Annotated in this window: 12 protein-coding genes; 4 read left to right on the top strand and 8 right to left on the bottom strand. The window is 68.9% G+C overall.

What is annotated here, in order from left to right; all coding sequences use genetic code 11:
- The first annotated feature begins 73 nt into the window (after positions 1-73).
- Positions 74-856, top strand: a complete 783-nt coding sequence (locus AB0F43_RS15185; RefSeq protein WP_112244167.1) for a DeoR/GlpR family DNA-binding transcription regulator — start codon at positions 74-76, stop codon at positions 854-856.
- A 179-nt stretch (positions 857-1,035) separates the two neighbouring features.
- Positions 1,036-1,737, top strand: coding sequence for an O-methyltransferase (locus tag AB0F43_RS15180; RefSeq protein ID WP_360475766.1), 702 nt, complete (start codon positions 1,036-1,038; stop codon positions 1,735-1,737).
- A 185-nt stretch (positions 1,738-1,922) separates the two neighbouring features.
- Here AB0F43_RS15180 and AB0F43_RS15175 read toward each other — a convergent pair whose 3' ends face one another.
- Genes AB0F43_RS15175 through AB0F43_RS15160 form a run of 4 tightly spaced genes read right to left on the bottom strand, consistent with a single transcriptional unit; the run spans position 1,923 to position 4,612 of the window.
- Complete coding sequence (locus AB0F43_RS15175; protein ID WP_360475763.1) at positions 1,923-2,654, bottom strand: alpha/beta hydrolase; 732 nt, start codon at positions 2,652-2,654, stop codon at positions 1,923-1,925.
- Positions 2,647-3,645 carry an amidohydrolase family protein gene (locus tag AB0F43_RS15170; protein ID WP_360475760.1) on the bottom strand — a complete coding sequence of 333 codons (999 nt, stop codon included), beginning with the start codon at positions 3,643-3,645 and terminating at the stop codon, positions 2,647-2,649. Before AB0F43_RS15170 ends, AB0F43_RS15175 begins: the two co-directional genes overlap by 8 nt.
- On the bottom strand, positions 3,645-4,163 hold the full coding sequence (locus tag AB0F43_RS15165; RefSeq protein ID WP_360475758.1) for a 3-hydroxyanthranilate 3,4-dioxygenase: 519 nt from the start codon (positions 4,161-4,163) through the stop codon (positions 3,645-3,647). Before AB0F43_RS15165 ends, AB0F43_RS15170 begins: the two co-directional genes overlap by 1 nt.
- Before the next feature lie 5 nt (positions 4,164-4,168).
- Positions 4,169-4,612, bottom strand: coding sequence for a RidA family protein (locus AB0F43_RS15160; protein WP_360475755.1), 444 nt, complete (start codon positions 4,610-4,612; stop codon positions 4,169-4,171).
- 107 nt (positions 4,613-4,719) lie between these two features.
- Here AB0F43_RS15160 and AB0F43_RS15155 point away from each other — a divergent pair, with 107 nt between their 5' ends.
- Positions 4,720-8,223 carry a tetratricopeptide repeat protein gene (locus AB0F43_RS15155; protein WP_360475752.1) on the top strand — a complete coding sequence of 1,168 codons (3,504 nt, stop codon included), beginning with the start codon at positions 4,720-4,722 and terminating at the stop codon, positions 8,221-8,223.
- A gap of 2 nt (positions 8,224-8,225) precedes the next feature.
- Here the strand turns inward: AB0F43_RS15155 and AB0F43_RS15150 are convergent, their stop codons facing one another.
- From AB0F43_RS15150 to glgC, 4 genes are read right to left on the bottom strand one after another with little or no spacing between them, the layout of a single operon-like run.
- Positions 8,226-9,728, bottom strand: coding sequence for a 2-hydroxymuconic semialdehyde dehydrogenase (locus AB0F43_RS15150; protein WP_360475749.1), 1,503 nt, complete (start codon positions 9,726-9,728; stop codon positions 8,226-8,228).
- Positions 9,725-11,023, bottom strand: a complete 1,299-nt coding sequence (locus AB0F43_RS15145) for an NAD(P)/FAD-dependent oxidoreductase (RefSeq protein ID WP_360475746.1) — start codon at positions 11,021-11,023, stop codon at positions 9,725-9,727. Before AB0F43_RS15145 ends, AB0F43_RS15150 begins: the two co-directional genes overlap by 4 nt.
- Positions 11,020-12,273, bottom strand: coding sequence for a kynureninase (gene kynU / locus AB0F43_RS15140; RefSeq protein WP_360475743.1), 1,254 nt, complete (start codon positions 12,271-12,273; stop codon positions 11,020-11,022). The genes AB0F43_RS15145 and kynU overlap by 4 nt, the downstream gene beginning before the upstream one ends.
- Positions 12,270-13,526: a glucose-1-phosphate adenylyltransferase gene (gene glgC / locus AB0F43_RS15135; protein ID WP_360475740.1), complete on the bottom strand. Its 1,257-nt coding sequence runs from the start codon at positions 13,524-13,526 to the stop codon at positions 12,270-12,272. Before glgC ends, kynU begins: the two co-directional genes overlap by 4 nt.
- A 65-nt stretch (positions 13,527-13,591) precedes the next feature.
- Between glgC and AB0F43_RS15130 the strand changes: the two genes are divergently transcribed.
- Positions 13,592-14,137, top strand: a complete 546-nt coding sequence (locus tag AB0F43_RS15130; protein WP_360475737.1) for a GNAT family N-acetyltransferase — start codon at positions 13,592-13,594, stop codon at positions 14,135-14,137.
- The last annotated feature ends 87 nt before the right edge of the window (positions 14,138-14,224 follow it).

Here is a 14,224-nt window from a genome sequence, read left to right as displayed (position 1 = left end):
CTGCTCAAAACGTGATCGAATGGTCCAACCGGCCGCCATCCGGCTGACCGATTGTGTGAAGGAGGAGCCCCGGGTGAAGCGTTATGAACGCCTGAACACCTTGCTCGAGTCGCTCGCCGAGAAGGGCGCCATCGACGTCGACGAGCTCGCCGAGCAGTTGCACGTGTCCGCGGCGACGATCCGGCGCGACCTGGACCACCTGGGCAAGCAGCAACTCCTCACCCGGACCCGCGGCGGCGCGGTCGCCAACGCGGTCTCCTACGATCTCCCGCTGCGCTACAAGACTGCTCGTTTCGCCTCGGAGAAGCAGCGGATCGCGCAGGCCGCGGCCACCCTGGTCCGGCGCGGCATGGTGATCGGGATGAACGGCGGCACCACCATCTCCGAGGTGGCGCGCACGCTGGCCACCCGGCCGGAGCTGTCCGCCGAGCACGGCGAGCCCGCGTTCACGCTCGTCACCAACGCGCTGAACATCGCCAACGAGCTGATCGTCCGGCCGCACGTGAAGATGGTGCTCACCGGCGGCGTCGCCCGGCCGCAGTCCTACGAGATGATCGGCCCGCTGTCGCACCGGATCCTGGCCGACCTGTCGCTGGACATCGCGTTCATCGGCGTCGACGGGATCGACGAGACCGGCGCCACCGCCCACCACGAGGGTGAGGCGAACATCAACCAGCTGATCGTCAGCCGGGCCGCCAAGGTGGTCGTGGTCGCCGACTCGTCCAAGCTGGGCCAGCGCGCCTTCGCCCGGATCTGCGAGCTGAGCGAGATCGACACGCTCGTCACCGACGCCCAGGCCGACGAGTCCCAACTGGCCGTCTTCAAGGAAGCCGGCATCGACGTCATCCGGTCCTGAGCCGGTACGACGTAGGTCTGCCTGACGCCGCATTTGTGCCGTACCTCCGCTCCGGGGACGAGTTTGCCTGCTGCGGTCGATCATATCTGACTCAAGGCGCAGAGTTATGAGCAAGAGTGCGCAGTCTCCGCGCGGGAGACACCGAAACCGAACCTTGTGCCGCTAGGCTTCGGGTCAGGATGAGTAGCGCAGCGCCAGCACAATGGGCAGAACACTCCGCAGAGCTTCGGGAGGGCATCATCGCCACCGGCATCGACCCGACGTCCTGGGCGTACGCCGAGGACTACACCGGTGAGGACGAAGTCGTCACCGGTGCACGGGCGAGCGCCCAGGACAGCGGCGTCGCCGCGATCGGGCCCGGCACGGCCGCCGCGCTGAGCCTGCTCGCCGCCAGCGTCGGCGCCAAGGCGGTCGTCGAGATCGGCACCGGCACCGGTGTGTCCGGGCTGGCGCTGCTGCGCGGCATGCGCACCGACGGCACCCTCACCACGGTCGATATCGACGCGGAGAACCAGCGACTGGCCCGCAAGACGTTCCTTGACGCCGGCGTCCCGTCGAACCGGTTCCGCCTGATCGCCGGCGCCGGACTGGACGTGGTCACCCGGCTCACCGACGGCCACTACGACCTGGTCTTCTGCGACGCCGACCGGCGCGAGAACACGGCGTACCTGCATGAAGCCCTCCGACTGCTCCGCCCCGGCGGTGTGGTCGCCTTCGCCGGCATCCTGACCGGCGGCCGCGTCGCCGACCCGGCCCACCGCGACCCCGACACCACCGCCCTGCGAGACCTCATCCGCGCCGTCCGCGACGACGACGACCTGGTCTCCGCCCTCCTCCCCACCTCCGAAGGCCTCCTCACCGCCGCCAAGCGCCTCGGCTGACCGCTCCTACGCCGGGTTGTGCCAGGGGCGAGGGTCGTCCCGCAGCAGCGAGTAGACCAGCACGTCTCCGATGGCCATCGTGCTCTCGACCGGCAGTCACACGCCAGCGCTTGGGACGCGCCGGCCACGGATCGGCTGTACCCGGAATCGTCGACCAGGCGGTCCTGAACTGGTGTGATGGGCCGTCAGGTCTGGTGGCCGGTCAGGCGGGTCAGTTCGGCGGTGAGGTCGTGCCAGGCGTCGGTCAGGGGGTCGATGAGTTCGTAGTGGCCGGCGCCCTCGACGCGGATGAAGCGGGCGGTGGGGTGGGCGGTGAAGTACGACTCGGTGATGGTGATGGGGACCCGGGTGTCGGCGGTGCCGTGGATGACGGAGACCGGAGCGATCGAGGGTGGGAGGTGGACCGGGTCGAGGTCGTTGCGGACGCCGCTGCCGATGAAGTCCTGTACTGCGCCGTCGTCCAGGCCCATCCGGTCGGCCATCAGCAGGTCGGCGACCGGGGCCAGCGCGATCACGCCGCGCAGGCGGACCGGGTTGAGCGTCGCGGCTGCCCACAGCACGAGCTGGCCGCCGGCGGAGTGCCCCACCAGCACGTAGCCGGCGTGGACGTCGACCAGGCCGGGCAGGCTGTCGAGCGCCGTACGGATGTCTGACGTGGTGACGTCGGGATCGCCCGGCTCCCGGCGGTACTCCAGGGACAGCACCGGCCAGCCGAGGTCGGAGAGCGCCTCACCGAGCGGCCGGGCATGCATCCGGTCGTACTCCGGCCGCCAGAAACCGCCGTGCACGTAGACGACCAGCGGGCGGTACTCCTTGGCGTGCCAGTAGTCGATCACCTGGTCGGGGTGGTCGCCGTACCGCAACTCCTCATCGGGGTCCCGCGCTTCGCGTGACAGAACCGATCGGTCTTCACTCATCAGACCTCCCGAGATAACGCAGGGCGTTCGTCGACAACAGCTTGTGCTGCTGGTCCGCGGTCAGGAAGCCGGCTTTCCGTACCACCTCCCCGACCGGCCGTTCACCCAGTGGATAGGGATAGTCACTGCCGACCAGAACGCGGTCTTCCCCCACGGTATCCACAAGAAGCCGCAATGGCGCTGATTCGAACACCACTGTGTCGACGAAGAACCGATCCAGATAGTGCGACGGTGGGTGCTCCGAGCAACCACGCACGATGTCGCCGCGCCGGTGCCAGGCGTTCTCCACCCGGCCCAGCCAGAACGCGAAACTCCCGCCCCCGTGGGCGAAACAGATCCTCAGGTACGGCGGCAGCGCGTCGAAGGCACCGCCCAGGATCATGGCCAGCAGCGACAAATGGGTCTCGGCCGGCATGCCGGTCAGCCAGCGGGCCATCCAGCGGTCGAGTCGCGGGCCGCCCGGCATGTCCCACGGGTGCACCAGAACCGGCGTACCGGTCTCGGCGCAGTGGTTGAGAAAGGCAACGATCCCGGCATCGTCGAGATCCTTGTCACCGACGTGGTTGCCGATCTCGACCCCCACATGCCCGGCCGCCAGACACCGGTCCAGCTCGACGCAGGCCGCGTCCGGGTCCTGCAGCGGGACCTGGCAGAACGGGACGAAACGGTTGTCACCGGCAAGCGTCTCCAGGGTGAGGTCGTTGAAGATCCGGGACACCTTGACCGCCTGGTCGGCCGGCCGGTCGTAGGCGAAGAACACCGGCGTCGGCGAGACCACCTGGAGTTCGATGCCGTCGGCATCCATATCGGAGCGCCGGACAGCCGGATCCCACGTCTGCGAGCCGATCGGACGGAACTCCGAATCCCCCACCATGATCATGGCGGACCGCTCGGAGTCGATCCGCAGCCACGGCCACTCCGACCCGCCGCACACTACCGAAAGATCCGGCCACCCCTTCGGCACCAGGTGCGTGTGAACATCAACAGCCATCAGCCTTTACCGCGGTGCAGGGTGCCGCACTTCGGGCAGGTGCGGGCTTCTTCGCTTTCGTAGAAGGCCTTGAAGACCGGTGGCAGGTCGGCGACGATGTCGTTCACCTGCAACTCCACCTCGTGCACGATCGCGTTGCAGCTCTCGCAGTACCAGCGGAACTTCTCCAGCGTGCCCTGCTCCCGGACCCGCTCGATCACCAGGCCGATCGAGTCCGCGTCGCGCTGCGGTGAGTGCGGCATGTTCCGCGGCAGCACCCACATCTCGCCCTCGTTGATGTCCACCCGGGCCGGGCCGTCGTCGGTCATCAGGTCGACGTGCATGGTGCCCTTGATCTGGTAGAAGAACTCCTCGTACGGATCGACGTGGAAGTCGGTGCGCTGGTTCGGCCCGCCGACCACCATGGTGATGAAGTCGTCACCGGTCGGGAACATCTGCTTGTTGCCGACCGGCGGTTTCAGCAGGTGCTTGTTCTCCTCGATCCACTGCGGAAAGTTCGTCGACTCCAGGTTGACCATCACACTCACCTCTCCGTTGAAGCGCGCGGACTGCGTCTGTCAGGGATGGCGGCGACCGCCTGTATTTCGATCAGCAGCTGGGGATGTGGCAACTGATGGACCGCGACGGTGGTCCGGGCCGGCCCGGACTCGTCGAAGAATTCGCCATACACCTCGTTGTACCCCCCGAAGTCGTTCATCGACACCAGGTACGTCGTCACGCTGACCAGGTCCTCGAGCCCGGCGCCGACCGCGCCCAGGATGTCCCGGATGTTCTCCAGTACGGCGCGCGTCTGCTCGCGGATGTCGAGCGACACCGTCCCGAACTCGTCCACCGACGCACCGGCGATCGAGTTGTCCGGCCGCCGGCTCGACGTACCCGACACATAGGCGAACCCGTGAGCGACCTTCACATGCGGAAACCGCCCCCGCGGCACCGCCTTCCCCGCCACCACCTTCGCGTCAGCCACGGGAACACCTTGCCGCACAGCCCGGCACCCGCCAAGTACCTGCGGCGCGGCACACCGGTTTCACCGGCCGCGCCGGTACGGCTCCGATAACATCGGACGCTCGCGGAGTGGGAGCGACGGAAGGCCGGGGGCTGAAGGTGACCGAGAACGACGTCTCCCTGCAGGACCTGATCCGGATCCGGCAGGCCGGAGACTTCGTCGGACGGGCCGAGCCGCTGCGCCTCTTCGAGCAGAACCTGGCCCTGCCGCTGGACGACCCGCGACGCCGGTTCATCTTCACGCTGTACGGCGACGCCGGCATCGGCAAGACGTCGCTCGTCCGCCAGTGGCAACGGGTCGCCCGCAGCCGTGACTACGTCACCGGGTACGTCGACGAGGCGGCGCTGGACGTACCGTCGGCGATCGACCTGCTCGCCCGCAGCCTGGCGGACTGCGATGCCGAGTGCCCGAACTTCACCGGCAAGCTGACGCAGTACCACAAGCACCGGCACGCGGTGGACTCCGCGCCGGACGCGCCGTCAGGGATCTCATCGCTGCTGACCAGGTCCGCGGTGCGGATCGGGTTGCGCGCGGCCGAGGAGATCCCGCTGGTCGGTGCGCTCACCGGCGAGATCGACAAGGACGAGGCCGCGCTGCAAGCCGATCAGGCTCGGGCCTTCCTGGCCCGCAGATTCGCCAAGCATCAGGACGTCGAGCTGCTGTTGTCGCCGGTGGACGTGCTCACCGCCGCGTTCGTGACCGATCTGCAGGCGATCGGGAAGCGCCGGCCGATCGCGCTGTTCGTCGACACGTTCGAGCGGACCGGGCGGTTTCTCAACGACTGGCTGCTGGAACTGCTGGCCGGCCGGCATGGCAACCTGCCGCCGAACATCATCCTCGCGATCTCCGGCCAGCGCCCGCTGGACGCCAACCTCTGGGCCGATTACCTGGGCATCCGGACAGATGTCGGGCTCGAGGTGTTCACCGCCGCCGAGGCGCGTCAACTGCTCGCGACGCGCGGGATCGACGACAACCCGACCGTGGACGTGATCCTGGAACTGTCCGGCTGCCTGCCGGTCCTGGTCGCCACGCTGGCGGAGTCGTCGGCCACGCACGGGACGGCCGAGCTCGGTGATCCGAGCGAGACCGCGGTCGACCGGTTCCTGAAGTGGGAGCCGGATCGGAAGCGGCGCGCAACCGCGCTGTCCGGCGCGTTGCCACGTCGACTGGACCGTGAGGTCCTGGCCGTCACGGGCGGGACCGACGACGACTTCGACTGGCTCCGACGTCTGCCGTTCGTCGTGAGCCAGACCGACGGCTACCGCTACCACGACGTCGTACGAACTCCCATGCTGCGCTCGATCCGCCGGGAGGCGCCGAACGACTGGACCACCCGCCACCACGCCTTGACCGCCTACTACCGGACTCGCCGGGAAGAGCTCGATCTCCAGGACCGCAACGGCTGGAAGGACAGCCGCTGGCGCGACCTCAAGCTGGAGGAGGAGTATCACAAGCTCTGTGCCGTGGGTACGCCGTCACTGCCCAGTGCATTGTTCGGCCTCATCGACGGCTACGGCCGCACCAGCGACACCGCCGCCAAGTGGGCGCAGATGATCACCCAGGCCGGCCAGGACGCAGGCCTGCCCGACGTCCAGAGCCGTGGCGAGCAGCTGACGACGTGGCTCCAGGGCGGCCCGACCGACGAACTCCTGCTGCTGTCCAGCCTCGCCGGAGATCCGTCCCTCGACGATGCCCACCGGGCTGCTGCCCTGGCCGAACGTAGCCAGGTGCACGAACGGCTCGGCGACTACGCAGCCGCCCTGAAGGATCTCGACAAGGCGGACTCGCTCCGCCCTGACGTCCACTGGATCATCGGCTGGCGCGGCGGCGTCCACTACGAGATGCGCAACTACGACCAGGCCCTCGCGGACCTCGACCGCGCCATCGAGCTCGACCCCGGCTACGAATGGGCCATCAGCACCCGCAGCGGGGTCCACCAGGACCTGAGGCAGTACGACGCCGCCCTCGAGGACATCAACCGCGCGGTGGAGATCGATCCGGCCGATGCCTGGTACCTCACGGGCCGCGGTTCCATCCACCACGAACTCGGACGCTACGCCGACGCGCTGGCGGACTACGACCGGGCGCTGGAGCTGAAGCCGGGCGACGCGTGGTTCCTGACGTCGCGCGCCGCCGTCCTTCAGGATCTCAAGAAGTACCCCGAGGCACTCGCCGATCTCGGCCGCGCGCTCGAGGTCGACCCGCAGTACACCTGGGCACTGGCGGAACGAGCCAACCTCTACCGGATGCTGAAGCGCTACCCCGAGGCACTCGCCGACGTCGACCGCGCGCTCGAGAACGATCCGCGGTACACCTGGGCTCTGACCGTTCGCGCGATGATCCATACCGCGACCGACGACCTTCCGCGGGCGCTGGCGGACCTGTCGAGCCTGCTCGCCGACGATCCCGACAACCCCTACCTTCTCGGTCGGCGCGGGGACGTCTACCGGCTCGCGGAGCGGTTCGACGAGGCGTTGCACGATCTGGATCGCGCAGTCGAGCTGGACCCCGACGACGCGTGGACCCTCGGAACGCGCGGACAGGTCCACCAGGCGCTGGGCAGGAGCACCGAAGCGCTCGCGGACCTCGACCGCGCGATCGAGCTCGAACCCACGGCCGGGTGGACCCTGGTGCACCGGGCCCAGCTCAGGCAGGACGCCGGCCGGCTCGACGAAGCGGCCGCCGACCTCGATCGCGCGATCGAACTGGACCCGTCGTCGGCCCTCGCGCTCGCCACCCGCGGAGCGGTGCACCACGATTCCGGGGATCTCGGCCGGGCCCTTGCGGACTTCGACCAGGCCGTCGGCCTCGACCCCGGCTACGCCTACCCGCTGGCCCGCCGGGCAGAGATCCACAGTCTTGACGGCCGGTACACCCAAGCCCTCGCGGACCTGGACCGTGCGATCGAATCCGTGCCGGACTACGCCTGGGCCATCGCCCAGCGCGCGATCCTGCACGAGCGGCTCGGCGATCACACCGCCGCCCGGCTCGACCACGATCGCGCCGTCGAACTGGACCCGCAGAACACCTGGATTCGCGGCATCCGGGCCGAGTTCTTCCGCCGGATCGGCCGCTACCAGGCGGCCATCGCCGATTTCTCCGGCATCATCGAGGAGGAGCCCGACGACCCTTGGCCCTGGATCGGCCGGGGTGAGACCTATCAGGCGATGGGAGACGACCAGGCGGCGTTCGCGGACTTCGAGCGCGTCGGTGAGATCGATCCCGGCGACGACTGGTGCCTGTACCGGCGTGCGCTGACGTTCCTGCGGCAGGGGCAGGCGGCTGAGGCGGAGAGCTTGCTGAGAACGGCGATCTCACGGGTGGACGGTTATCCGGTCGACATCAGCCGCCGCCCGCGCGACGCGTTCAACCGAGCGGTCTACCTGACCGCTCTCGGAGAGCAGGACGCCGCACGTGAGCAGTTCGGGAACCTCCTGGCGGCCGGGCCGCTCGCGGAGCTGGTCCGGGAGGCGATCGGAGATCTCACCGAGCTGAGCACGGCGATCGGACCGGAGCGCGTCGCCGACGTTCGGAGTCTGTTGACCGACTACTGGGCGACGCTCGAGCACTGACGTCAGGTCAGTTCCACGCAGACGTTGGTGGGTTCGGAGTAGAAGTCGAGGGAGTGGCGGCCGCCTTCGCGGCCGACGCCGGAGAGCTTCATGCCGCCGAAGGGGGTGCGCAGGTCGCGCAGGAACCAGGTGTTGATCCAGACGAGGCCAACCTCCAGTGCGGCGCCCGCCCGGTGCGCGCGGCCGACGTCGCGGGTCCAGACGGTTCCCGCGAGCCCATAGTCGGATCCGTTGGCCAGTGCGTACGCCTCCTCCTCGGTGTCGAAGGGGGCGAGATGGCAGATCGGCCCGAAGATCTCCTCGGTGTTCGTCCGGGCGTCCGGCGGCAGGCCAGTGACCACGGTCGGTTGCACGTAGCAACCACCGTCCCGGGCATCACCAAAGCTCGGTACGCCGCCACCGGTCAGAACCTGTGCGCCTTCGGCCCGGGCCAGGTCGTAGTACGAGAGCACCTTGTCGCGGTGCTGTTTCGAGATCAGCGGCATGTTCATCGTCGCCTCGTCGGAGGGCCAGCCGTAGGTCAGCTCGGAGGCACGCTGGGCCAGGCGAGTGCAGAACTCGTCGAACACAGGCCGTTCGACGTACAGCCGCTCGGTGCAGAGGCAGACCTGGCCGCCGTTGGTGAAGACGGACCGGACCGAGCCCTCGACCGCGGCGTCGAGATCCGCATCGGCGAAGATCAGCCCGGCGTTCTTCCCGCCCAGCTCGAACGACACCGATTTCACCCGGTCCGCGGCCACCTTGGCGATCGCCGTACCGGTCGCGGACTCGCCGGTGAAGGTGATCGCGTCGACTCCTGGATGCCGGGTCAGGTACTCCCCCGCCGACGACGGCCCGAACCCGTGCACCAGGTTGAACACCCCGGCGGGTACGCCGGCGTCGGCCATTACCTCGGCCAGCACGGTCGCCGACGCGGGTGTCTCCTCGGACGGTTTGACCACCACAGCGTTGCCGCAGGCGAGCGCCGGCGCGACCTTCCAGGTGAGCAGCAGCAACGGCAGGTTCCAGGGCACGATGATCGCGACCACACCGACGGGCTTGCGTACGGCGTAGTTCAGCGCGCGGCGGCCGTCCGGCAACACGGTCGTGTACGACTCGGTCGGTACGGTCGTGGCAAAGTCGGCGAAGGCCCGGAAGTTCGCCGCGCCACGGGGAATGTCGAGCGTCCGGGCCTGGCTGATCGACTTGCCGGTGTCCCCGACCTCGGCCGCGACCAGGTCGGCGAAGCGACGCTCGAGCCCGTCCGCGACCCGCCGCAGTACGACCGCCCGCTCCTGCTCGCTCATCCGTCCCCACGGACCACGCAACGCGGCACGAGCCGCCTGCACGGCAGCGTCCACGGTCGCTTCGGACGCCTCGCAGACGTCGAAGATCTGCTCGCCGGTGACCGGGCTGAGTTTGGCGAACGTCGACCCGCCCGCCACGAACTCGCCGCCGACGAAGTTCCTCAACAGGCCGACGGAGCTTGGCTGGCCGGTCAGGAGTTCCGGCGACCACAGACTCATCGCCGCCTCCTGCCTGCCAGCCCGACGAGCAGGCCCGCCACGACCGCCGCTCCCGCCCCCAGCACCTGCTGCTGACGCCGTACCCGCCGCTGGACTTCGGCGTACGGCGTGGTGGAGAACGACACGAGCTCGTAGCGCGAGAAGTACCTGCCCGGGAAGGCCCGCTCAAGGGTGTGCTCGATCCGCTTGGTCAGCCGGAACACCGGGGATGCCACCTTGTCCCGCATCTCGACGAAGTTCGCCAGCGCCATCTCCGCGATCGCCTCGGTGTTCTCCCGCCGGCGCGCCTCGAACAGCGGTAGTGCCCGGGCCCACGAACCGCCGGTGTCGTCGAGGGAGCGATCCAGCTCGACCACGTCCTCGAAGGCACAGTTCGCGCCCTGGCCGTAGAACGGGACGATCGCGTGGGCGGCGTCACCGATCAGCGCCGTTCGCCCGTGTGCCTGCCACGGCAGGGTGTGCACCGTGCCGAGCACGCCGACCGGGTTGTTCAGATAGTCGTCCACCAGGTTCGGTGCCAGCGGCAACAGATCCGGGTAGTGCCCGGCGAAGTGCCGCTCGATCTCGGTAGGTGAGGTCAGGGCGTCGAAGGAGCCGGAGGGCCAGAACAGCGTGCAGGTGAACGACCGGTCCGGATTCGGCAGCGCGATCATCATCGACGTACCGCGTGGCCAGATGTGCAGCGCGCCCGGATCCAGCGCGTACTGCCCCTCGGCGGCCGGGATCGACAGCTCCTTGTACCCGTAGTCGAGGAAGTCGACGTCCTCGGCCACGATGCCCTCGGCAAGCAACTGTTCGCGCACCGCCGAGCCGGCGCCGTCGGCACCGAGGACCACATCGGCCTCGGCCGAGACCTTTCCGGACGGCGTCGCGAACACCATCCGCCCGGCGGCCGAGTCGAGCTCCACCAGCCTGTGCTCGAACAGCACGGACACGCCGGGCGCATCCGACGCAGCGGACAGCAGCGCGTTGTTCAGCGCACCGCGGCTGATCGAGTTGATCGCCCGGTCGCCGCCGGCCGAGTAGGCCTGGAAGTCCAGCGGGCCTTCGACGGGATGGATCATCCGTCCCCTCATCGGCAGCGCGTCCGCCATCACCTGGTCGACCAGCCCGATCCGCCGCAACGCGTCCAGCCCGCGCTCGGAGATCGCCAGGTTGATCGACCGGCCGCGTTCGGCCGGCCCGGTCCGCGGATCCGGCCGGCGCTCGTACAGCGTGACCTCCAGCCCGCGCCGGGCCAGGAAACAGGCGAGCAGGCTGCCGGTCAGCCCTGCCCCGACGATCGCGATCTTCACGCCGGCACCACCTCGGTCAGTGCCGACGCCGCGCGCCAGCAGTCGTGGTACGTCGAGTACAGCGGCACCGGAGCCAGTCGCAGTACGTCGGGCTCACGGGCGTCCGCGATCACGCCGTACTCGAAGCGGAGCCGCCTCGCCAGCTCACCGGCCCGCAGCGTGCCCGCGATCCGCAGCGACAACTGCGCGCCGCGCCGGTCGGGATCGGCCGGCGTGATGATGCGCCCGACCTTCACCTCGGCCAGCAATTTCTCCAGGTACGCCGTCAGTCGCAGACTGCGTTCGCGCAGCACATCCATGCCGATCCGGTCGAAGATCTCCAGCGACGTACGGACCGGGCTCATCGAGAAGATCGGTGGATTCGAGACCTGCCAGGCGTCGGCGGACGCGGGCGGGCGCGGTTCCGGCGCCATTTCGAACCGTGTCGACGCCTCGGTGCTCCACCAGCCTTCGAAGCGCGGCAGCTCACCACCGAGGTGCCGCTCGTGCACGAAGGCACCGGCCAGCGCACCCGGTCCGGCGTTCAGGTACTTGTACGAGCACCAGGCGGCGAAGTCCACACCCCAGTCGTGCAACGACAGGGGCACGTTCCCGGCCGCGTGAGCAAGGTCCCAGCCGACGACCGCTCCGGCCGCGTGACCGGCCTCGGTGATCGTCGGGATGTCCATCAGCTCGCCGGTCAGGTAGTTCACCCCGCCGAGCAGGACGAGGGCCACATCGCCACCCAGTTGCTCGACGACGTCCGCCGTACGCAGGCAGTCCTCACCGGGTCGGGGCCGGAGGCGGATGATCGCGTCCTCAGCGTCGTACCCGTGGAAGCGGGCCTGCGAACGCACCGCGTAGCTGTCGGACGGGAAGGCCGAGTCCTCGATCACGATCCGGTGCCGCGACCGGGTCGGGCGGTAGAACGAGACCATCAGCAGGTGCAGGTTGACCGTCAGCGAGTTCATCACCACGGTCTCGGTCGGCAGTGCACCGACCAGACGGGCGGCCGGGCCGGTCAGCAGCTCGTGGTACGGCAGCCACGGCCGGCCGGCCTCGAGGTGTCCCTCGACCCCGAGCGCGGCCCAGGCGTCCAGATCCTCGAGGAGCTCCGTCCTGGTCGCCTTCGGGCGCAGGCCGAGCGAGTTGCCGGCGAAGTACGCGACCTCGGGACAGTCGCCGCCCTGGGCCGGCGGTACGTCGAACAGGTCCCGGTGCCCGGGGTCCGCGGCATCGAGTTTCAGCGCCTCCTCCTCCAGCGCGGTCACGCCTCGGCGACCTGGCCCTTCGTCCGGGCGGGCTCGATCACCTGACCCTTGCCGAGGACGGTCACGCCGCCCTTGGACACGGTGAACCCGCGCTCGCGGTCGTAATCGGGGTCGACGCCGATCTCGACGCCGTCCGGGACGACCACGTTCTTGTCCAGGATGACGTTCCGCAGTACGGCGTTCGCGCCGATCTTGCAGTTGTCCATGATCACCGAGCGTTCGATCGTCGCACCCGAGCTGACGATGACGTTGGCGCCGATCACGGAATGGTCCACGCAGGCGCCGGAGACGATCGAACCCTGGCAGATGATCGACTCGCCGACGGTCGCGTTGTCGGTGAACTTCGCGCCCGGCAGCTGCGGGTGCGAGGTGAAGATGGGCCAGTCGGAGTTGTAGAGGTTGAACACCGGCTGGATCGAGACCAGATCCATGTGCGCCTCGTGGTAGGAGTCCAGCGATCCGACATCGCGCCAGTAGGAGCGGTCCCGATCCAGCGCACCCGGTACGTCGTTCTCCTTGAAGTCGTAGACGCCGGCCTTGCCCTCGGCAACCAGCAGCGGGACGATGTCACCGCCCATGTCGTGCCGCGACGACGGGTTGGCCGCGTCCCGGCGCAGCGCGTCCACCAGGACGTCGGCGCTGAACACGTAGTTGCCCATCGACGCGAACGTCTCGTCCGGCGAGTCCGGCAGCCCGGGCGGATCGGCCGGCTTCTCCAGGAAGTCCTCGATGACGTGGCCGTCCGCACCGGTCTTGATCACGCCGAACTCGGTGGCCTCCACCCGCGGCACCCGGATCCCGGCCACCGTGACGCCGTTCCCGCGCTCGAGATGCGCCGCCACCATCTGGGAGGCGTCCATCCGGTACACGTGGTCGGCGCCGAACACCACGATGATGTCGGGCCTGAAGTCGTCGATCAGGTTCATCGACTGGTAGATCGCGTCCGCGCTGCCCTGGTACCACTGCGGCCCGAGCCGCTGCTGGGCAGGCACGCAACTGACGAAGTTGCCCAACAGGGTGGACATCCGCCAGGTGATGGTCACGTGCCGGTCCAGCGAGTGCGACTTGTACTGGGTCAGCACGAACAGGTTGCGATACCCGGCGTTGACCAGGTTGGACAGGACGAAATCGATCAGGCGATAACTGCCCCCGAACGGCACGGCCGGTTTGGCCCGGTCCGCCGTCAGCGGCATCAACCGCTTCCCTTCGCCGCCGGCCAGCACGATTCCGAGAACTTTGGGTGCCTTCGCCATGTCCGCACCTTAGTCCTCGAAGCCTCGTCGCATAAGACGCTTGCGAGTGTCGCCACACTGAGTGCATGCCGATCCTCACCGAACCCACCGTTTCCGTGCACCGTTCGTTCCTCGCCGCGTGGGACGAGATGGGGCCGGACGACGGGCACTGGATGGGGGTTCACGCCTACGCGGGCGGCGAGCAGGAGTGGTCGCGCGAGCAGGCCGAGGATCCGGCCGAGTTCGCCCGGCTGGTCGAGGCGCTCAAGGCCGACGCCCGGCCGGAGTCGGTGATGCCGCCGGACATCGTGCACCAGACCATGCTCTGGTTCGTCGACGGCATCGAGTGGCTCGGCCGGCTGGCGATCCGGCACCGGCTCACCCCGGCCCTGCTGGAGCTCGGCGGCCACATCGGGTACGTCGTACGCCCGTCGGCCCGGCGCCGGGGCTACGCGAGCGAGATGCTGGCCCAGTCCCTCCCGATCGCGGCCGGCCTCGGCATCGACCCGGCCCTGCTCACCTGCGACACCGACAACATCCCGTCCCGCCGCGTGATCCAGGCCGCCGGCGGCGAACTGGAGGACGAACGACACGGAAAGCTCCGCTTCTGGGTACCGACACGGACGTCGTGATGTCCTGGAGCATGTCTGCCGGCCCCGCGCAGTCGCGAGCAGGTGCTCGGTGCGGTAGCTCGGTGTGCTGGAGTGAAGGCCTCGATG

Origin of the sequence: Kribbella sp. NPDC023972 (genome assembly GCF_040639075.1) — a bacterium.
Classification (GTDB): Bacteria; Actinomycetota; Actinomycetes; order Propionibacteriales; family Kribbellaceae; genus Kribbella.
Note: the sequence above shows the minus strand (reverse complement) of the source record. Positions and strands in the feature narration are given on the sequence as shown.